Source organism: Acidaminococcus nyctereutis, from assembly GCF_052216985.1.
In the GTDB taxonomy this organism is placed as follows: domain Bacteria; phylum Bacillota; class Negativicutes; order Acidaminococcales; family Acidaminococcaceae; genus Acidaminococcus; species Acidaminococcus fermentans_A.
Genome location: NZ_JBQOUY010000008.1, coordinates 24,546 through 42,629 on the forward strand (window position 1 = coordinate 24,546; position 18,084 = coordinate 42,629).

Here is an 18,084-nt window from a genome sequence, read left to right on the forward strand (position 1 = left end):
TGGTCTGATATCAACCACCAAAGCTCACCACCCTTATAACGCCGCTCAATTCGAACGGATACGGTTCATCTAGCTTAATATAAACTCTCCCAAGCTTCTCGTAACCACCTGTAGGCTGGTTAGGTACTACGGTTTCTAAATCCCCGCTGTACAGCCCATCTTCGGGATATACAATAGGGTCAACAAAAGAGGAAGAGTTGCCGATTTCCCCGCCCTGGCTCCTGGTCATCCGGAGAATGGCTTCAGAGACTTTTTTGTATTTCCCCTGCACCGTCTGCCCGTTGACTTCCAGGTTAGGCGTTTCGATCTCGCTGGTATACCTTAGCCCGATCGTCGCTTTTGATACTTCCTTGGGAAGGACAATGCCACCGTTGCCATCTACCGCAACGTCCTTGTAATATTCTCCATCGGCCAGCACATCGACTTTGCTTCCGGAAAAACGGTCAAGCCCGGTGATAGAAGAGCTTCTCTGCTCGTTTCTCCATTGTTCAGCACAGTCTACCATTGCGTATTCCATCCAGTCCTCTGTATCAGGATAGTCGGAAAAATACTCAATGAACCGTTTTGTCTGCCCGTTCAAATTCCTGGATACAACCACATAGACGGTATCCCGATACCCGGATACAAGGTTCACCACGGATTCATATTTCCCCTCTGTATCCACGCTGGACCACGCATATACTTTCTGGTTTGCGACATAAGTCAGCATGTTCATTTTGCCATCACTGGTAATGAAGTACAGCATGGAATTGGGGTCTTGCTGATAGGCTCCATCTATCATCTGCCGGTTCTCGGTCAAATGTTTAGCGAGGATACTCAAGTCAGCCCCGTCATAGTTGTCCGTGTCATAGGAATAAGCAAAGTCCCTGACAGACGTTCCCCGCCGTTGGATATAGACGATACGACCGCCCACAAGGATAGGTTCTGCTCCTTCACATCCCCGCGCGGATTGTACCCTGGGGCTTGCGGCCGTTGGGGTAACCGTGCTAGAGCCTGAAATAATCCATTCGTTTCCATCGGTAAAGATGAATAGGTCCGTAAAGGCTACTATATGTTGTATAGCGTATTCCTTCCGGTTCACTAAGGAAAGCATGATGGCGGAATCATCCGTCACCTTTCCATCAGCTTTCTCAACGGAGAAATTATAATAGTCCCCTGTCCGGCTCATCCACACCGCGTAGGGATACAGCTTATTAGACGCCAGAATCAGTCGGTCCTGAAAGAATCCTACACATCTAGGATAGCCATATTCTGGACACCAACAGGACATAGAATAGAGGGCCGTCTTCTCGGTACTACCGAACTGCTTAATCACTTTTGCCTGAGCCTGCGTATCACTTACATACTTGGTGATCTGTGCATAGCCTTCATGGGTGTAGGTCATTCTGGTAAGGTCAACGGTTACAGTCCCGCCCGTAATGGCTGTTTTCACGCGGATATAGGTATATTCGTCAACCGTACCTGTTTCGCTAGCGTTGAAATCCCCGTTGTTATCCGCATACTTGGAAGTGTAAACTCTGTACTGTCTCCAGGTCTGGCCGTCTGTAGAAGCCTCCAGGGTAACTGTGCCTCCCCATTTGCCGTGCGTCACACATTTCCAGGATTTCCCCGCAAGCACAGCTGCAGACGTTGCACTTCCTGTGCTTTCCATTGTTACAGTCTGAGACGGCATATTATGATAGAGCTTAACGCAAGAACCAACTAGGCCAGCCCGGAACAGTCGTGTAGAAGAATTTAGCGTGATATTCCCAGTCACGCCACTGGGCCACAACCCGTCTGCACGATAATTGTTATCCCCCTTGATATCGCAAGAGATATTTACATATCCGCCCTTGGGCTGTGTTTCAGAGTCAACAACGCCTTTATCATGCCATTTGAAAGAGCCTCCAGCAGGACCACTTCCGTAGTTAGTGCCATTGTTTGTATATCCTGTCGGTCCACCTTCCCGATAATCAGTGTGATAATTAGCCCCTCCACCGCCTCTAGCAGATTGACCATTAAAGGAACTTGTTCCGCCGTCCGGAGCATTTCTGTTGTAGTCTCCTTCATACCACAAGTTATTTGGTCTAGATCCTACGACCCCGCGGTATACCGTTCCAGCGGTTAAGCGCATTGTAACTGTTTTTATTTCTGCTGAACCACCATTTGCAAGCCATTGTCCCCATCCATCTCCACCATGAGAAACAGAGATACCTGCCCCGCCTGACCCGGCTATCACAATGGTATAAGTCCCAGTTGCCGGAGCCGTGAAGATGAAGCTCCCTTGCGTGCTAAACCTTAGGTTCAGCTTAATGCTAGGGTTGTATACAGGTACGTTCCCGTTCAGCCCTTCACTGCCGTTTGCAACGTCAAAATAGGGGGAAGACAGGTCCATTTCTGACAATCTCCAATCAACATCCGTATACCGTTGCAAGAGCTGTACATTATGCGTTCCGGAGGCGATGAAGAGCGTGTCAGCAGATTGAGCAAAGCGGAGGTTGTCTAAATCTTCCTCGGTGAACGGAGTAGCTATTTCCACGTTCATGTAGGTGTTGTCCTTGTACACCCGGATATAGCCCACACCGATTTCCAGCAGATAAGATATTGTGGCGTTATAATCGAACTCATGCAGGATACACTTCTTGCCTGGATACTTCGTCTCGGCTACAAATCTGGTCCCGGGTCTGCGATATACCGCGCCATAAGGCTTAACAAAGCAATTACGGGCTTTCAGCAGTGCAGAGCGGAATTTGTCTAAATCGGTACGGTTCGCAACGTCAGGAGAGATTTCTCCAGAGTTGAAGGAAGGCTGAAAGTCATAATACTGTTCCTTCTGGCTCATCGTCAGAACCTCCCATCAAAGTACTTGTGCGGCAAAGAAGGCTCGTGTTCCCGTTCCCGCGCCGTGCGGAGTTTAGCCTGATACAACGCGTTCTGCATGTACTGTAGTTCCGTCTGGGCCTTGGCTTCGCTACCGGTTAATGCCTGGGCCATGCCATATGCCAGATAATGCGCCAGCGCTTCTACAAATTCTTCGGAGAAGTAGTTGCAGTCCTCTTCATTGGACACATAATCCATGAAGGCGTTTTCCAGGTTACAGCAGATTACCTTCGTTCCCAGCCGATAATCTACCGTCTGGACAAAGAACTTTTCCCGTTTGTCATCCTTCCTGTGGTCGTCACCGTCATAGATTTTCAGCACTTGCAAGCAGTCATCTGGATAGCGGTAGACATAATCCCAGCCCTTCACGTTGTCGCCGAAATCCTCTACCTGTTCCAGCTTAATAGTGCGTTCTGCAAACTCCCAGCTGTAATCTTTTAAGAGGATTCTTCTATAGCGGTCATAATGCAGTTTACAGGTCCTAGCAAGCTCGGTATTCTCAGATAAGCTCTTGATAATGCCTTTACCCAGAAAATTCAAGGCCAGGTTGCAAATATCAACTTCATTCATAATTGCTCCCATACAAAAGAAAAGGGAAGGTTTTACCCTTCCCCTTTGGTTATTCAATCGGTACAACGTCGGTCAGCCCGGCAGTTACCTTCCCCGTAGCAGTCCCGGAGAGTTTAATTCGGATATACTCTTTACACCCATAGGGCAGGAAGGCTTTGGTCACGATACCCTTATCTCCGGTTTTGCCAAAGAAAGTAGCCACGTCGGTTGCGTCGGAAAAGTCAGACTTGGAAGCGGTCTGAACCGTGCAATCCAGTTTGCCAGAGCCGCCTGCCAACTGTACTACTACATACAGCGGGGCAACGGCATCCCCGCCGCCCTGGTTATAAATGCCAGGAGAAGCCTTGCCAGACGCAAAGCCGGAAGCCGCTTCCCCATCAAAGAACATATTCTCTTTATCAAAAAGCATATTTCATACCCCTTTCACTCAAAACCCTGCTTCGGTGTCGGTCATGCAATCCATCTTCTTAACCGGAATACCGGAGAAGCGGAGCAGAGGAGCCTGGTTTTCTCTCATCTCACGAGTCACATGTACGTTAGATTTATCCAGCAAGAAGGTTTCCAGGTAGGAATAAACGGTGTCAGAAACGTACATGGTGGGAGATTTAGGAAGCTGTAAACGGTTCTTAGCAAAGATGATTTTATTCATGAAGGTTGCCGCCTGAGCAGAAGTGAACTTAGACAGGGCATCTACGTCGATGTTACGGATTGCCGCTACGGAGCGGAGGTTCTGCACAGCGAGGCCAACCTGCCATCTGTAGAGAGTCTGCACAGCACGGAACGGTTTCCCATCGGAATCGTACACATCCCCTTCGCCCAGATCTTTAGTATCCAGGCCAGCGGTCATGTTCTTGGGATAAATCCCAGTCACCTTTCTGTCACCCCAATCAACAATCAATGCGGAGGTGTTATGGCCACTGGTGTTCTTAGTGCCTGCGGAAATTACCTGATACCCACGGGTTCCCTTGTCGCCATCTTCGACGGGGTAGCGGACTAAAAATCCATTGAAAGTGTCAGTGTAGGCGGGGTCGGTCAAGTCACCATAGATAAAGCATTTGGCAACAAACTGCCCCATCCCTTCTACGTGTGCATCATCCTCAGAAGCACGATAGGCTTCGGGATTGGGTTTCCCTTTCAGCAGCAGGGTATCAACACAAGAGCGGTCTTCCAGGTACATGCACTGATCAATGACTTGCTTCACGTCAGATTTCGTCTGAGCCGTACCACGGTTAGCACGTCTGATAGACGGAGACGGCAGGGAGGTTCGAATGGTAGTCTTGTTCCCGATGGGCAGGTCGCCTTCTGCAAAAGGCATATCTTCCAGGATGGGATTGGACTGTTTCAGGATTTCAATGATAGGCTGGAAGGCGTTGTTCGCCCCCAGTCGTTTCTGGATATCGTTAAGAGTTACAGCATAAGGCATAATTTATGCTCCTTTCATTTGTAGCTGTTAAAGTTGGTGTTCGGGTATCTAGTAGAATAGGCTTCTCCAGCACTCGTATCAGTAGCCGCATGGCCGGAATCTTCACTGACCATACGCCCAACCTGGGCAAGTGCTTTCACAATCTCTATTCTGTTGCCGATACCGCCGATGTTGAGGGCTTGTCTCAGCCCTGGGACAAGGGGTTCCAGCTTATTCAAAGCTGTACCAACATAGCTGATTTCCTCGTTGTATTTTGCGCCTAAAGCTTTCTTGGTTTCATCGGCCCACGCCTGCTGTTCTGCAATCTGCTGTTGTTCAATGGCTTTTGCCATGTTCTGCGCATAACTCATGCCGTACTTAGCAAGCTGGTTCGCCTGCTCATTGGTAAGGCTCATGGATCTGGCGATATCGCTAAATTCATTTGCCGCTTGCTGGTCCAGTTCCATCCCTTCCGGCAGGGATTGGGTAAAGTCATACGCCTCAGGAGTAGTCGGAGTTTCCTCGTTCTGTTCCCCAGCACTACCGGCCAGCGTCCCAGTCGGTTCAGTGTTTTCAGCAGGTTTTTCAACTTCTGGCGTCGGTTCTACCGGTTCGGTGTCATTCTGTACCGGTGTGGTTTCTTCGCTCATGTCATCCCTCTTCTTCCCGCTCAGAAATCATGCGCTCTGCATCCTTCTGAACTTTAATGTATTCCAGTTCTGCCTGCTGGCGGAGCTTGATACCTTCAATTCCTAGAGTTTCCACTATCTTTCTGTTGACATTTATCCCAACGGAGCGCTTTCCCTCATTGAAGAAGGATTGACTGTTTCCTGTGAAAGTCGTAGCGTTCACGTAGGTGTTGTCAAACAGCCGCATCAGGAACCATCTTCCTCTAGGATCATTCAGCATATATTTATAGGCTTCCCCGTCTAGCCTAGCGATTTCCTCTTGAAAGAATCGCTGGTGCCAGTAGGAAGCCTTACTGGTGTCGTGGACGGTTTCATATTTCATTTACATCCCCATCCATTCCTGCAAGGCCGGGTTGCCGTCGTTGGCGGCCTCAGTAGCGTTCTTGGCGGCCTGCGTGATGTTCGGTGCGGCCTGGGCTACCATCATAGCCTGTTGCTCTTGCTGGGCCTGGGCCTGTGCTTCTTGTTCAGCCTGGATTTCCTGTTGAATCTGTTCCGGATCCTTACGCATCTGGGCAGGTGCCCCCAGGTAATCCATATATTTGCTGACGGTTTCTAAGGCATCCACGCTCTTTAAAGCTTCGGGCCACGCCTGCGCCATCTGCATGATGAATCCAATGGTCTGTTCGATGGAAACAACCCCGCTCATCTTCTGAGCTTGAGCAAGTGGGCTGATATACTCAACCTTCACTTCTGCGTCAAACAGTTCCTGAAATTCATCAGGGATAGGCGGGAACACGTGCTCCCGGTCAAGGATGTTGTAGACTCTATCGATGATGAGATTTAAGAACTCTTCCTGCAGCCGTTCTACTACAGGTCCGAGCTGGGACAGCTTTTCCGACTGTCTCGCCTGTACTTCCTGCGCCGTCATGTTGTGTGTTCCCAGGTTGTCCAGCATCATAAAGAGATTTGCGCTGTAAGCCTCTTTTATACGGTCCTCAGTGCGCTGTATTTCGTCGGAAAGATAGCTGAGATTAGTCTGGACGTTGAAAAGTGGCTGTATTGCGCTGTTCATGTTTGTAGGTGTAAAGCCACCTGGAATCATGTTTACGCCCGTCATGGCTAAATCTGCGGAGCCTTGCATAGGCGGTTTAACGCTCAGCTCTATAGCTGTAAGGTAATCCTTCTTCAGCACTTGCAAGCCTTTGCTGTCGCCCTCGGCCCACCATCCCGGGCCAGTAGCATAAGCTTGATTACCCGTTACGTTGTACCGTGCTACAGGGCAAGGGAACGATTCAAAACCGCCTACATACAAGTATTCCCTCTCATTCGAGCCATCCAGCCAGTAGACAGATTTAAACGGCATGTTCAGCCGGTCAATCATCCCCGGCAAGCTCTCGTTGTTCGGTTCACAGAGCCAATTAACGAGGAACTTCTTCTCGTATCTGGTTTCCCCGCGGTCTACCATAGCTTTCAGGTTTTCCGGCAGGGCATCCCGGCCAAAGTAATCTATCAGCTGAGGCAGAGACAGCCGGAAACGCCTTGCAATGGTGTTTACACGCCCGTTCCCATCTGTCCCTAGGTAGTAGGTGCCAATGGTCATGGGAACGAATCTGACGCCCTTTTCCCTGTCCATAAACACGCCTAAAGGGCATTGCCCGAATGGTAATTCCATGTAAACGGAATGAACACTGTTGTAGAAATTGGATTTAGCCAGTACGCTTTCCACGATTTCCTGCCGGACATCGAGAATCTTCAAAGCGTCTGTGTTTTCGTTCAGCTGGCTGTTAGAGAACGTAAATTTAAACCATTTTCTGGAAGGAGGAGTCAGCCCGGACAGCACGCCAGCGGCGAAAACCTGATCGCACATCCACGCTGTACCATTAGCGATGTTGGTATCCCTGCGACGTGCAGGATTCGTCCGGTCCTCTGTATCGTCAAAATGGCCGATGAAAGGAAGCTCATAGTTTCGGATCTCTTTCCAGCGGTCCGCCCACCGGATCCGTTCATTCATTAGTGCTTTCATTCTCTGGTTGAGCTTCTGGCGGTCCGGCGGTTCGCTTCTAATCTGTTTATCTCCCGTAGCCGTGCTGGCTATGGTCATAATTTCGTTTTCCATGCTCTACCCCAAAGTGGTTTTCCCGCCCTGCGCGCTTCCTGCAATGGTGTTCTGCGTGCTGGTCCGTGTAGAGGCATATCCTCTCTTCTTCTTGTTTCTGGCGACTTCTTCGCTCAACGCTGTCCCTTCTTCCTGGGCGTTGATTTCCGTCATCGTCGGAGCCGTAGGAGTAGGTTCAGGCGCTTTAACTTCCTGCGTTACAATCTTTGGAGTGCTAACTTTCTTAAACGGATTTCCGCACATTTTATATCCCCCCGAAAATGTCATAGCTGGTATTACACATCACTCTAGCGTGGTTTCCCACGTTGTAATCGGCCTGCCGTGCTACCGGCTGTGCAAAAGTAAGTGCCAGGGCATCCGCCGTGTCCGGGGAACGTCCTAGCACTTCTTTAATTTCATCTTTACTTTTTAATTTCATCCTGCCTCGGTTGTCGTATCCATAATAGACGTTGGCTAGCTCTTCCCTCATCTCTGCATCGTCAGGGATCGCGCCACCGTCTTTCTTGATATACTCTGCACATTTGGCGTACATCTCAGTTCTTTTGTTAAAATATCGGTTATCGTCCGTAGCCTTCCCGCCGAACGCCACCTCGATAACAGAGTATCCCAGCTGACGTATACGGTCTATCACACCTGCGCCCATTGCGCCGGAATCGATGAATACAGCATCGGGTTTAAATTTATTGATATAGCTGATAACCGTTCCTGCTAGCGTCATGGTATCCATGCCTGCAAAGCGTGCAGGTGGAAGGACCATCAGCCCACGCCGCATTACGATACAGCTTTTATCACCGCCGAAACGGGCTATATCAACCCCCATGACCTTCACGGAGCCGCCTAAATGATTTTCGTTGTAGACTCTTTCCACTGCTTTCTGGACGTCATCACCACTTAGCAGTGCATCAAAAGCAGCTACCGTGAAGTCGCACTCCATTTCCTGCTGGTACTCCACGTCGCTCATAGAATCCCGCATGGACGCCAGCTCTTCCTTATCAATCACGCCGGTTTCACTGGCCTTGTATAAGCAGTGATACCAATCATTATGGTTCAACGCCTCTTGATACTTCTGAAAAAAACCATTTTGTCCTTTTGGCGTACCAACGAAAACCGCCCAGCCCTTGCGGTCAGCTAGAGCCGGACGGATGATTTCGCCCCAGAGGTTTTCTTTTATTTGGCCGTACTCGTCCAGGATAACGCCGTCCAGGTACATGCCCCGGAGCGCATCCGGGTTGTCGGCTCCCATGACGTAGATACGAGCGCCTGGGCTGTCCAGATGAGCCGATGGAAGCTCAACATAATATGAGCTGTTATTAACTTTTACGCCAGGGATAACCGCCGTGTAGTACTTGATATAAGCCCATGCTACAAGGATTGCCTGCCTCTGGAACGGGGCTATATATGCGTACTGGGGGGCCCGCCTGCGGCATCGCAACGCCTGCTTTATCAAATGATTGACCACGCCAACCGTCTTGCCAAAGCGCCGATGACAAACGAGGACGGAAAAACGATGGGACTCCAGCCCAGGATGGATTTCCTTCTCCCACAGTGGTCTAGGCTCATAAGGGATAGTGATGTGTTTAGCCATCCTTTTCGCCTTCCCACCCAAATGTGAAAGCCACGTCGCCTTCTACCTTCGTCCGGCGTTCGTAGACAGATTCCATCTTGTTGTATATGTCGAGAGCCTTGAGACGTTCTGATGGCCTACCGTGCAGTATCATTTTTGCAAGGATTTCCTTCCTTTGGTCTATGGTCAGAAGCAAGGGATTTTCCTGCTCTCTCTTGGCGTAATGAGCATCCAGCCATTCCTGCACGCCTTCCATCTTAACTAGCCGTCGTCTCAGCCTGCTTGCATTTGTGCTGACGGTATTCTTGCCAGCCTTGGGATACACCTTTCTGTAGGCGTTTTCCGGCTGTTCTCCAGCAGCTAGGAGAGTTAAAAATTTTATGTGGTTGTCTTTTAATCCTAGAGATTTAAGTTCCACTTTTGTCACCTATAAAAAATAGGAGTCGTCTCGCAAGACAACTCCTAACTCCCTTATTTACAATTATAGCTCATATTACCGCTAAAATTTGCCGCAAACGCAAGCATTTTACAAGCTTTTCAAGCCTTTTTCGGTCTCCCAGTCCCTACCCTTCGCTTGCCTAAGACAAGCTTCGGAACGTCATCAACATTAATAGGCGTTCTAGTCCCGTCGGCTGACTCTATGATCAGCTTCGCCCCACACGCACTTAAAAAACGTACGAGAAAGTCGGCCGTGCAGGGGAAGCCATCGAGGTCGGCACCTGGGAACAAATTGCCGATGCTTGGAAAACCACCAAAGCCAACCCCTGTGAAAAGAGCCGTTTGACTCTCTGGGAAGAGCAGGAAGACGGGAGCCATAAACTCAGGGATGAAGCGGTCGGGGAAGGTTACGAAGAGCACACCCGGGATGAACTGAAATCACTGGCCCTGGACCTTTATGGTTCCGGCTGGAGGGCCGATGACCGGGAAGACCTCCAGTATCAGTACAACTTTACCGACTGGGAAGTAGAAACCCTGTGCGAAATCCTGGAAGACATCGAAGAGAACGAAGACTGAAAGCCGGGCGGGGCTCAAAGCCCCGCCACCTATTGAAAGGAGCGAGCAGTTATGAAATGTTTTGTAAACTTTGTAAACAAAAACAACGGCGAGGAAGACGCTTACAAGATCATAGAGGTGCCTGTGGAAGCTGAACAGAAAATGGACGTCTGGATTCAGAACCTGATCCAGGAAATGAAACCCATACAGCAGAAGCTGGTCAAGGACTTTGGCGCCGTTCACTCCCTGCTAATCATAGTCAAAGATGGGGCCGAAGAAGTCTTCAGTCTCCATGCTGAATGAACGGAAAGGAGCTGTAATCATGAAGTACATCGTGAGAACGGAGACGACTGAAGCGTTTGGTGCTTCCCTCTCTTTCGATTCCTTAGAAGAAGCCCGTGAGCAATTGAAACTTTGGCTAGATGTCGACAAACACCCAGACGAAGAGTACAACGCCGACTGGGCAACATACATTGTTGCCGTCCCTGAAGAGGAAGCGGAGAAAGCCGAAAACGGATATACTGAAAAAGAAACGTTCGTCGAAGGTGAATGTGGAGAAGATTACCATGGAAGATATGACGAGGAACCGGAAATCTACTCCCCAGATATTGCTGAATGAAAGGAGCATTTGAATATTAAAAAAAGCCCTGGGGTTAATCCCCAGGGTTCTTTTTTATTCTTACCAGCCCTTCATTCAGCGCCAGTAAAGATAGTTCCTGCACAAATTCGTTGCACCAAGTGTAAACCGTTCTCTGCCCCGCCGGATAATTGATTGAGATATTAACCGTAGGCTTCTTGTCCCAGTATCTCGCCTTTATAACCGCCCGCTTATCCGGTTCCATTTGCTGATACACCGATCCGATGAGATACAGCCATTTTTCTGGCTTGTACACCTCTTCTATGTTTCCTCTACCGTCGGAGATCAATACCTCCCGGAGCGGGGTAAAATGCTTTATGGCCTGGGCCGCCGTTGGATCAGACACAAACGCATGACCCCCGCCGCCTTCCATTACCCCCTTTCTCCCGTCCATTTCCGCCCGTGCATCAATCACAGCCCGCCGCAGATTCTCGTAGGTGTACAGCCTACGTTCCACTGCTTTATAGATTTTATCTTTTATCATCGGCATAAACTCCGTAGATATACTCATAGGGAATAAAGAGATAGTCATTAAATTCATATCCCACGCAGGGTTCGAACTGTACCACGTCCCCAGTCTGGAAACGAGGGATGATTCTATCCCCCTTTCCATTCCTCCAAGTCCCCATCCCTACCACCTTTCCCCGGCTCACTTCTCGCTTATCGTAAGGAAGAAGAAGCCCATGGAAATCCACCTTGCTCCGTTCAATCATCACGTATCCAGCATTAACTCTTAACTTCATTTTCGCCACTCCCTTAAAGCCCAACACGCCCCCAGGACGATCCCGAGAAAGACCAGTTCAGCATAGCTCCAAGGCCGTCCCAGAATGATCAGAGCGAACAACAGCCACACCTGCCACGCATCCAGCTTCATTACCATTCACCACGTTTGATTCTACACATGGCCATTCCAATGATGGAATAGACAGCATTGTCCCCCAGCGATTCTTCCACCTTCGGCCCCAGCTTTCCGGATTGATGGACAAAGGCAATATGCTTATCATCGTATCCCAAAAGGACTTTAAAGCAATCGTCCAAAGATTCCGGATTTAGCCCTTGCAGAGCCGCACCTCCCCGGAAATTTGCTAACGGGTCCCCTTGTGCATACTGTTCCGCCTTTTTCTTGTACAAGGCTTTCAGTTCGTCAAAAATTTCGCAAACAACATCAGCAAATTCTTTGTACCCTCGAATATTTTTTCCGTCGCACCCCGCAAAATGCCAAGTCCAATGCCCACCACAACCGTTTTTGTAGTGCTGGCAAGCTATACATACCTTCGTCCAGTCAACTCTCTTGTTTTCCATCATTTCATCCCCCATTCCTGCTTCAGATGCCCCATAGCCTGCTCACCCTTCAACTCCATTTTTAACGTCTGTAGGATTTTCATATCATCGTCAATACTTTCCAACGCAAGCGCTAAAGTGATTTCCGGCCCTCTCTTCCCCAAGTCATGTACCCGCAGCAAATTCAATAGGTCCTGTCGCCCGTTCTCATACAGGTCACACACCATTATTATTTTTTCCCGAACTTCCGGTCTAATCTTCGTAGTATCCATTTTCCAATCTCCTTTTTGTCATGGGATCAAGCTCCCACCTATCCCTGTTTTTTCCCTCCAGCCAGCAAGGGAACAGCCAGATTTCACACCGAGGGTTGTTCTGGCTTATTCCAGCAATGTCAGTCCCGTTCCAGGACAAGATCAATCGGTCATTTTCGATTATTCCAGACTCTTCCAGAAGGTCTGCCGTTGCCTGCATCAGTCCCACCAGGTCAGGCCATGCCGCCCTGTTAGGCATGTAGTAGCTGACAGTCAACCTACATGGGCTATCAATTGGGCTATTGATCCCCGCCTTCCTGGCCTGCATCTTTAGCGCCGGAACCGCCACCGCTTCATACGCTTCATAAGCCGCCGAGGGCCGGAACCGACCAGGCCCACAGTACCTGCCGGAATTCTTTTTTGTAGTCGGCCGACCCGGTATCATGAAACAATAGTCCTCTTTCAGCCGTCCCAGTCCACACTTTCCACGGCCACCCCAAGGGCTTTTGCTACGGCCTTTTTCTGCTCTTCCTTCCATGCGTACACCTTCCTTTCCCGCTTGTAAACACAGTCATACGTAAGCCCGGCTTGCCTTGCCAACTCAGGACAACTCCATCTTTTTAACCCCCGTAGCTCGCGCACAGTTGGCTTATCAACGTCTTTTACCTTCTCTCCTAATAGAATCCTTAGTCGCTTGTTTTCCTTTCTCAAAACGGCAATTTGCGCACGTTGCTGACCATCATGACACGCGTATCTCTTAATATCTTCTTGCAGCATCCTGATATGTTCCTTGTCGTCCGCCAATTCCCTGGGCGGGGGTAGCTCATCGCTTGCCCCCGGGTTGATATAGTCGTCAACGTTTCCCGTCTTCCCCACCGTTGAATATCGTTCCATCCGTTTCACCTCTAATCATATCCGTTCACTAGCGCCCATTCGTTAATGTAGTACATCCACCCATCTGGGCCTTTGCCTTCCTCAAAAGGGTATTTCGTCATCATACCCCACTTCCGTTCCAAAGCTTTTCATCGGCTCAGTGCTTACCGCTTTCTTTTCCGCCTTGTCGACAAATGCCACTTTGTTAGCCACGACGTTTGTCGTAAATCTTTTTTCTCCGTTCTTTTCGAAAGACGTTACTCGTAAATTTCCATCCTCGATTAGAATACGTTGTCCCTTATTGAAGTAGTTGCCGATAAATTCCCCGGCCTTATTAAACGCAACACAGTTGATAAAATCTGCTTCCCTATCCTTCCCTTTAACATAAGGACGGTCAACCGCAATACAGAATTGCGCAAAAATTTTCCCATTTTGAGAAGCCTTCACCTCCGGGTCACGTACCAATCTGCCCAGTAAAATTACCTTATTCATTTCTTTCTGCTCCTTTCAGCCTTTCCGCCCAGCGTTTCCGCTTTTCCTCTTTAATTTTTTCGATTTTTCCGCGGTTCATGTAATACAACCCCAACGTTTCAGCCGCAAGCTCAACATCCGCCATCTCTTCAAATAGGTTCTCCAGGGCCTCTTCTGGCGTTAAAGGTGTCGGATTGACTACCCCGCCCATTCGATAAGCCCGGATCATCTTCAACGCCGCTTGACTCAATTCTGCCGCTTCTTCTGCCAGCACTTCCAGCCGTTCCCGTGCGCCTAGCTTTTGGTTAATAATTCTATTCATGTCAGCAGCATCCGACTGCTGTTGTTCCAAGTCATACCCTCCAGGCATACAATCTCCCGTTTCGTAGTTCATCCTTCCGCCTCCTCGTCAGCGTTAACCGCTTCATTCTCCACCGCTTCTTCTAGAGCGTATAAAATGTTGTCCATCACATCGATAGGCCAGCTTCCCAGCCTCTCGACCTGACCATCCAGCCAATCCCGCAATATTAACGCATCTTCATGGGCCAGAATGTAATTACTTTCGTCTAATACGTAGATTTTCATTTCTAATCCTTTCTAGCCACGCGACCCGGCTCCGCAGATATGCCACGTTGTTGAGAGCATCCATCATGCAATGAAGGGCCTCAGTATTCTCTTCGTTCTCTTTTTTTAGTCGAGCGATTTCCGCCCGCATTCTCTTCATCCAGCCTTCCATCCTCCCCTGCCGGTTCTCCGCCTGATCCAGGTCCTGCTGTAGCATAGCAATTTTCAATTCTGGACTCAGGGCTTCGATAGGGGCCGGTTTTCCCGGCCACTGTACATTAATCTTCTCACACCTTTGCATATTTTGTCCTTTCTCGTTATTTCGCAATATTATACTGATTCTTGACAGTGGATAACTCTGTGGATTATTTATTCACTTTCGCCAGTTGTTCAGCAATCTGCCCCACGAAATCAACCACGTTGTTCTGTACAGCCCCAATGTTGTCTGGGGTTACATAGCTGGCGGCAAGCATTTGATAAATAACCGTTTTGTCTGGGAGCAGGATAAACACAATGCCTGCTACAAAAAACAAGACACCCGCCACTGTGGCGGTTTTGACGTACTGTTTTTTCTCTTCTTCCGTTACATCAAACTCCATATATTCCATTCCCTCAAACAGGAAAACGCCAACACACGCCGCCATAAAGACTCCCAAGCCATTACTCAGCTTGTCAACCACACCGATCAGATAAAACACCCACGGATTAATGATTGGTTCCATTTGTTAATTTCTCCCCCTCACTTGAATTTCTTTTGGAAGTGTGAGCTTCCCATTCTCTCGTAGTAGTCAAGGCTCATGTCAGCACTACAAAACTTTCCCAGCCCCACTGGCCATCTCCCGATAAGGATTTGCTCTGCAACCATTGCACGTTCCGTGGGCTTTCCCTTCACCTTTTCATGGGCAATTTCTGCCAGCCTTGGCCCATCAAGGGCTTCCAGTTTCAGCAGTTCTTCTTTCTTCATGGTTTCACCTCCATTACGCATATTGCCCCGTTCTTTTCTTAATCAATTTTCTGGCCTTTCTTTTCGCCCTGTACCGATTGTTTCCCCACGCAACAAACCATTGGCAGCGTTTTGATTTAAGCTTCTTTGACGCTTTGCAAAGCTTCCGGAACTCTCTCACCTTAAACACGTTCTTTTCTAAAATCTTTATCCCCCGGCAATCCTTCCACATTCTTCGTCTTTTCATTTTCGTCTCTCCTTGTCGCCATCCGCTCTGTACTCCGGTCCACAGTTAATCAGTCTGCAGTCATGCAGTATCTGCTGAATATCATAATTGACAACCACCGGACCTGGGGCTTTGGGGTCCTGGACAGAAAACCCCACGCGCGTCCACCTGACTACATACCAGGCTCCATTAGTCGGGCAGTAAAGCAAATCGCCTTCGTAGATTTCTTTTCCGTTGCAGTCCACCTGCCAGGTTAGCTGCCCTAAAGATTTTGGATCTATCTCCTTGGCTGTTCCATCCTCCTCAACAATGGCCAAGACAGGGACAATTTTTGTGTAATGGTCCACGAGACGGGAACCGCACTGGAGCAGGTCACCGTACAGCCAGCGATCCAAGTCGGGACAAAATCCCCGGAATCTGATTTTTCGCATCTCCGCCACCTCCTATCTGATTTCCTTGATCTCCAGCTTCTTCAGTACCGATTGTCCCAGTTCTTTCAGCCTCCCATCCTGCATTGAACGCGCCATTCTCCTTTCTGTTTTTTCTTGTTCTTTTATGGCTTTAAACGTTTTAATGAATTGGCTTCTCAGAGCTGGCATCATGATGGCGTCAGCCCCACATAGCAACCGCCAGCTCATAGCTTTTACCGTTTTAGCCGTTATTTTATTGGTAAATTCCGGTATCCTGTAATAGCCAACCGTTCCGATTGCCCTATAAACAACCTCCCATTCTTTTTCAGGGATATTGCTTTGTTTTCCAGCGGCAGCCAAAGTAATCTTCTTGGCTTCATCCCTGATTTCTGCAATCGAGGGAAGAAACTTACACGTTTTCACAACGTTCTTCACAGCCTCCATCTGAATCGGGCCTGGAATATCGTTCAGCATAGCCCCGTAGGCTTGTGCTTGCTGGTCTTTGAAGTTGGGGAAAGCCCCCGCCAGCAAGGCCAACGCCTGTTTATTAATCATCCAGTATTCCCTCCTCCTTCAACCATGCAGTTGTTGCCGCATCATCCTCCGGTGTATCAGGGATTATTTCATCCATATGTTCCAGGACTCCACCCAATGTCCCAGGCTGGTCTTTCACTGGGTAGAATGTAAGCCATCCTTTCAGGGAAGTCTGGTCTACGATTTTCACCATGGAATCCTGGTTCCCGCCAGACAGCTCGTTTAGCTTTTTAAGGGCTTGCTGGGTAGCCCTGGCTGTTAGCGGACGTTTCATTTTTTTCCGCATATCCAGCCATGCCCTTAGGGATTCAAGGAGTTCCTTGTTATCCCCGGAAAATTCCCGAATCAGTGATAAGGGGGTTTTAACAGCGACGGCTTTTTCTTTATATTTTTCTTTTTCTTTTTCTATTTCTATTTCTTCTTCTATTTCTGTCGCCGTTTCATTGCGTTTCCGAAACGTTTCATGAAACGTTTCATTTTGAGAAGTTGTATTAATTTGTGGAATTCCTTTTTTATCTTGTTGCTTTTTCCTCCATTCTTGAAGTCGCTTTCTGTCCCTTGCCCGGTTGATTTCATATTTATCAGCTGACTGGTATTTATTCCAGTTAGGTATTGAGTACGCTCCATCGATTAAATCGACCATGTTTAATTTCTGAAACGTTTCAAGAGCCAGCCTGATAGTTGCGATGGGTTTTCCAAATATCGTGGCTAACATTTCGTCAGTACACGCAATCTTGTCATTAATCATGAAAACACCGTTGGTGAATTCTTTACCGGCTAGAATTAACAGCCGGAACCAAATCACGACGAGAGTATTTCCTTCCGGCATACTCTCAATCAACCGGATTTTCGAATCGTCGAAAATCCCGGTATCAATCTTAATCCACTTCATGCCCGTCATTTTTTAATCCCCAGTTTTCTTCGTTCAAAACCCTCAGAATATTTTCCAAGCTTCCTTTTGCCCAGCTACGGAACTGTAATTCCAGAGCTGTTTGCCACTGCTTATTCCTGCCATCTTTCAGCACAGGGAAGCCAGCCGGTACAAAAGGCAGGTTGAAGCGGAATTGAATCCAATGTTTTCTTTGAACTGGAATTAAGAACCCCAGCTTTGCCCAGTATTTTTTATTGCTTCTTCTCTTCATTTTCCCCACGCCTCCACTAAAGATTTCAGCCGTTCCGGCTCCATTGTTTCGATTCCCTGCTCCCGGCACTCTGTCACGAGTCCGTCAATGAACCTGGCCATTTCCGCCGTGTTATATTGAGACGTTCCTGGGTAGGCCAGAATTTCTTTTTCTCCGTTTTCTTCGCTCAAAGCTTCCGCAATGTAGCCAATTCCGTTAGATTCCCAGATTTCCCGGAAGCGGTCAAACGCTTCCGCCTTCATCCTGAGCATCTGGAATGTACCGTATAGCCGTATATGCTCCCGGTACACGTCGATTTTGGACACCTTCAGTTTCTGAGCCAGTTTATCCAATAGCACCCAGGCATAAGCATTGGCTGAAAGGGAACGTTTCATCCGTGCCCGCTTGAATTCCACCTCCCATTCCTTCCCCTTCTTCAAGCTGGCGGCGGCCTCCGAAAACTCCGCCAAACCAGCCGTGCTTCTCACCGTGATGGTTACATCAGCCGTGTCCCGCCCGGATGGAATCATCTCTTTTATTTCCATCAACTTCATAAGTAGTTCCTCCCTATCAACTTCACGAACTCTTCCCTCGTGTGAGTTTCCTCATACTTCTTTTGTGCCCATCTCTTCATAAA

At 48.7% G+C, this 18,084-nt stretch carries 28 protein-coding genes; 3 read left to right on the forward strand and 25 right to left on the reverse strand.

The features are described 5' to 3' along the window. Positions 1 to 10: 10 nt before the first annotated feature. Genes ACTUHY_RS05580 through ACTUHY_RS05625 form a run of 10 tightly spaced genes read right to left on the reverse strand, consistent with a single transcriptional unit; the run spans position 11 to position 9,561 of the window. Positions 11 to 2,821: a phage tail protein gene (locus ACTUHY_RS05580; RefSeq protein WP_442826917.1), complete on the reverse strand. Its 2,811-nt coding sequence runs from the start codon at positions 2,819 to 2,821 to the stop codon at positions 11 to 13. 2 nt (positions 2,822 to 2,823) lie between these two features. After that, a complete protein-coding gene (locus ACTUHY_RS05585) occupies positions 2,824 to 3,429 on the reverse strand; it encodes a phage connector family protein (protein WP_442826918.1) in 606 nt (201 codons plus the stop codon). Between the two features lie 49 nt (positions 3,430 to 3,478). Then, a complete protein-coding gene (locus tag ACTUHY_RS05590; RefSeq protein WP_442826919.1) occupies positions 3,479 to 3,838 on the reverse strand; it encodes a hypothetical protein in 360 nt (119 codons plus the stop codon). Positions 3,839 to 3,856: 18 nt separating this feature from the next. Further along, on the reverse strand, positions 3,857 to 4,852 hold the full coding sequence (locus ACTUHY_RS05595; protein ID WP_442826920.1) for a major capsid protein: 996 nt from the start codon (positions 4,850 to 4,852) through the stop codon (positions 3,857 to 3,859). Between the two features lie 14 nt (positions 4,853 to 4,866). Beyond that, positions 4,867 to 5,481 (reverse strand): hypothetical protein, encoded by a 615-nt coding sequence (locus ACTUHY_RS05600; protein WP_442826921.1) that lies wholly within the window; start codon positions 5,479 to 5,481, stop codon positions 4,867 to 4,869. A gap of 1 nt (position 5,482) precedes the next feature. Continuing rightward, positions 5,483 to 5,842 carry a Bbp19 family protein gene (locus tag ACTUHY_RS05605; RefSeq protein ID WP_442826922.1) on the reverse strand — a complete coding sequence of 120 codons (360 nt, stop codon included), beginning with the start codon at positions 5,840 to 5,842 and terminating at the stop codon, positions 5,483 to 5,485. Next, on the reverse strand, positions 5,843 to 7,579 hold the full coding sequence (locus ACTUHY_RS05610) for a portal protein (RefSeq protein ID WP_442826923.1): 1,737 nt from the start codon (positions 7,577 to 7,579) through the stop codon (positions 5,843 to 5,845). Positions 7,580 to 7,582: 3 nt separating this feature from the next. Then, complete coding sequence (locus ACTUHY_RS05615; RefSeq protein ID WP_442826924.1) at positions 7,583 to 7,822, reverse strand: hypothetical protein; 240 nt, start codon at positions 7,820 to 7,822, stop codon at positions 7,583 to 7,585. 1 nt (position 7,823) lies between these two features. After that, positions 7,824 to 9,164, reverse strand: a complete 1,341-nt coding sequence (locus ACTUHY_RS05620) for a terminase large subunit (RefSeq protein WP_442826925.1) — start codon at positions 9,162 to 9,164, stop codon at positions 7,824 to 7,826. Next, the gene (locus tag ACTUHY_RS05625) at positions 9,157 to 9,561 is read right to left on the reverse strand and encodes a hypothetical protein (RefSeq protein ID WP_442826926.1); all 405 of its coding nucleotides are present in this window, start codon (positions 9,559 to 9,561) and stop codon (positions 9,157 to 9,159) included. The genes ACTUHY_RS05620 and ACTUHY_RS05625 overlap by 8 nt, the downstream gene beginning before the upstream one ends. A gap of 362 nt (positions 9,562 to 9,923) precedes the next feature. Between ACTUHY_RS05625 and ACTUHY_RS05630 the strand changes: the two genes are divergently transcribed. Genes ACTUHY_RS05630 through ACTUHY_RS05640 form a run of 3 tightly spaced genes read left to right on the forward strand, consistent with a single transcriptional unit; the run spans position 9,924 to position 10,755 of the window. Further along, positions 9,924 to 10,157, forward strand: a complete 234-nt coding sequence (locus tag ACTUHY_RS05630; protein ID WP_442826927.1) for a hypothetical protein — start codon at positions 9,924 to 9,926, stop codon at positions 10,155 to 10,157. A 51-nt stretch (positions 10,158 to 10,208) separates the two neighbouring features. Next, the gene (locus tag ACTUHY_RS05635; protein ID WP_442826928.1) at positions 10,209 to 10,439 is read left to right on the forward strand and encodes a hypothetical protein; all 231 of its coding nucleotides are present in this window, start codon (positions 10,209 to 10,211) and stop codon (positions 10,437 to 10,439) included. A gap of 19 nt (positions 10,440 to 10,458) precedes the next feature. After that, on the forward strand, positions 10,459 to 10,755 hold the full coding sequence (locus ACTUHY_RS05640; protein WP_442826929.1) for a hypothetical protein: 297 nt from the start codon (positions 10,459 to 10,461) through the stop codon (positions 10,753 to 10,755). Between the two features lie 34 nt (positions 10,756 to 10,789). Here the strand turns inward: ACTUHY_RS05640 and ACTUHY_RS05645 are convergent, their stop codons facing one another. The 15 genes from ACTUHY_RS05645 to ACTUHY_RS05715 form a co-directional block, all read right to left on the reverse strand. Next, on the reverse strand, positions 10,790 to 11,257 hold the full coding sequence (locus ACTUHY_RS05645) for a hypothetical protein (RefSeq protein ID WP_442826930.1): 468 nt from the start codon (positions 11,255 to 11,257) through the stop codon (positions 10,790 to 10,792). Beyond that, positions 11,244 to 11,516, reverse strand: coding sequence for a hypothetical protein (locus ACTUHY_RS05650; protein ID WP_442826931.1), 273 nt, complete (start codon positions 11,514 to 11,516; stop codon positions 11,244 to 11,246). Before ACTUHY_RS05650 ends, ACTUHY_RS05645 begins: the two co-directional genes overlap by 14 nt. 130 nt (positions 11,517 to 11,646) lie before the next feature. Then, a complete protein-coding gene (locus ACTUHY_RS05655) occupies positions 11,647 to 12,078 on the reverse strand; it encodes a hypothetical protein (protein WP_442826932.1) in 432 nt (143 codons plus the stop codon). Beyond that, positions 12,075 to 12,326 (reverse strand): hypothetical protein, encoded by a 252-nt coding sequence (locus tag ACTUHY_RS05660; protein WP_442826933.1) that lies wholly within the window; start codon positions 12,324 to 12,326, stop codon positions 12,075 to 12,077. The genes ACTUHY_RS05655 and ACTUHY_RS05660 overlap by 4 nt, the downstream gene beginning before the upstream one ends. Positions 12,327 to 12,767: 441 nt before the next feature. Continuing rightward, the gene (locus ACTUHY_RS05665; protein ID WP_442826934.1) at positions 12,768 to 13,199 is read right to left on the reverse strand and encodes a hypothetical protein; all 432 of its coding nucleotides are present in this window, start codon (positions 13,197 to 13,199) and stop codon (positions 12,768 to 12,770) included. An 81-nt stretch (positions 13,200 to 13,280) separates the two neighbouring features. After that, on the reverse strand, positions 13,281 to 13,670 hold the full coding sequence (locus ACTUHY_RS05670; protein WP_442826935.1) for a single-stranded DNA-binding protein: 390 nt from the start codon (positions 13,668 to 13,670) through the stop codon (positions 13,281 to 13,283). Continuing rightward, positions 13,663 to 14,043, reverse strand: coding sequence for a nucleoside triphosphate pyrophosphohydrolase family protein (locus ACTUHY_RS05675; RefSeq protein ID WP_442826936.1), 381 nt, complete (start codon positions 14,041 to 14,043; stop codon positions 13,663 to 13,665). The genes ACTUHY_RS05670 and ACTUHY_RS05675 overlap by 8 nt, the downstream gene beginning before the upstream one ends. Next, positions 14,040 to 14,234, reverse strand: coding sequence for a hypothetical protein (locus ACTUHY_RS05680; RefSeq protein WP_442826937.1), 195 nt, complete (start codon positions 14,232 to 14,234; stop codon positions 14,040 to 14,042). The genes ACTUHY_RS05675 and ACTUHY_RS05680 overlap by 4 nt, the downstream gene beginning before the upstream one ends. A 344-nt stretch (positions 14,235 to 14,578) precedes the next feature. Further along, complete coding sequence (locus ACTUHY_RS05685) at positions 14,579 to 14,935, reverse strand: hypothetical protein (protein WP_442826938.1); 357 nt, start codon at positions 14,933 to 14,935, stop codon at positions 14,579 to 14,581. Positions 14,936 to 14,952: 17 nt separating this feature from the next. After that, positions 14,953 to 15,177: a hypothetical protein gene (locus ACTUHY_RS05690; RefSeq protein ID WP_442826939.1), complete on the reverse strand. Its 225-nt coding sequence runs from the start codon at positions 15,175 to 15,177 to the stop codon at positions 14,953 to 14,955. Between the two features lie 222 nt (positions 15,178 to 15,399). Next, on the reverse strand, positions 15,400 to 15,813 hold the full coding sequence (locus tag ACTUHY_RS05695) for a YopX family protein (protein ID WP_442826940.1): 414 nt from the start codon (positions 15,811 to 15,813) through the stop codon (positions 15,400 to 15,402). 12 nt (positions 15,814 to 15,825) lie between these two features. After that, positions 15,826 to 16,347: a hypothetical protein gene (locus ACTUHY_RS05700; RefSeq protein WP_442826941.1), complete on the reverse strand. Its 522-nt coding sequence runs from the start codon at positions 16,345 to 16,347 to the stop codon at positions 15,826 to 15,828. Further along, positions 16,340 to 17,218: a phage replisome organizer N-terminal domain-containing protein gene (locus tag ACTUHY_RS05705; protein WP_442826942.1), complete on the reverse strand. Its 879-nt coding sequence runs from the start codon at positions 17,216 to 17,218 to the stop codon at positions 16,340 to 16,342. Before ACTUHY_RS05705 ends, ACTUHY_RS05700 begins: the two co-directional genes overlap by 8 nt. Beyond that, on the reverse strand, positions 17,205 to 17,468 hold the full coding sequence (locus ACTUHY_RS05710; protein ID WP_442826943.1) for a hypothetical protein: 264 nt from the start codon (positions 17,466 to 17,468) through the stop codon (positions 17,205 to 17,207). Before ACTUHY_RS05710 ends, ACTUHY_RS05705 begins: the two co-directional genes overlap by 14 nt. Continuing rightward, a complete protein-coding gene (locus ACTUHY_RS05715; RefSeq protein ID WP_442826944.1) occupies positions 17,465 to 18,001 on the reverse strand; it encodes a hypothetical protein in 537 nt (178 codons plus the stop codon). The genes ACTUHY_RS05710 and ACTUHY_RS05715 overlap by 4 nt, the downstream gene beginning before the upstream one ends. Between the last annotated feature and the right edge of the window lie 83 nt (positions 18,002 to 18,084).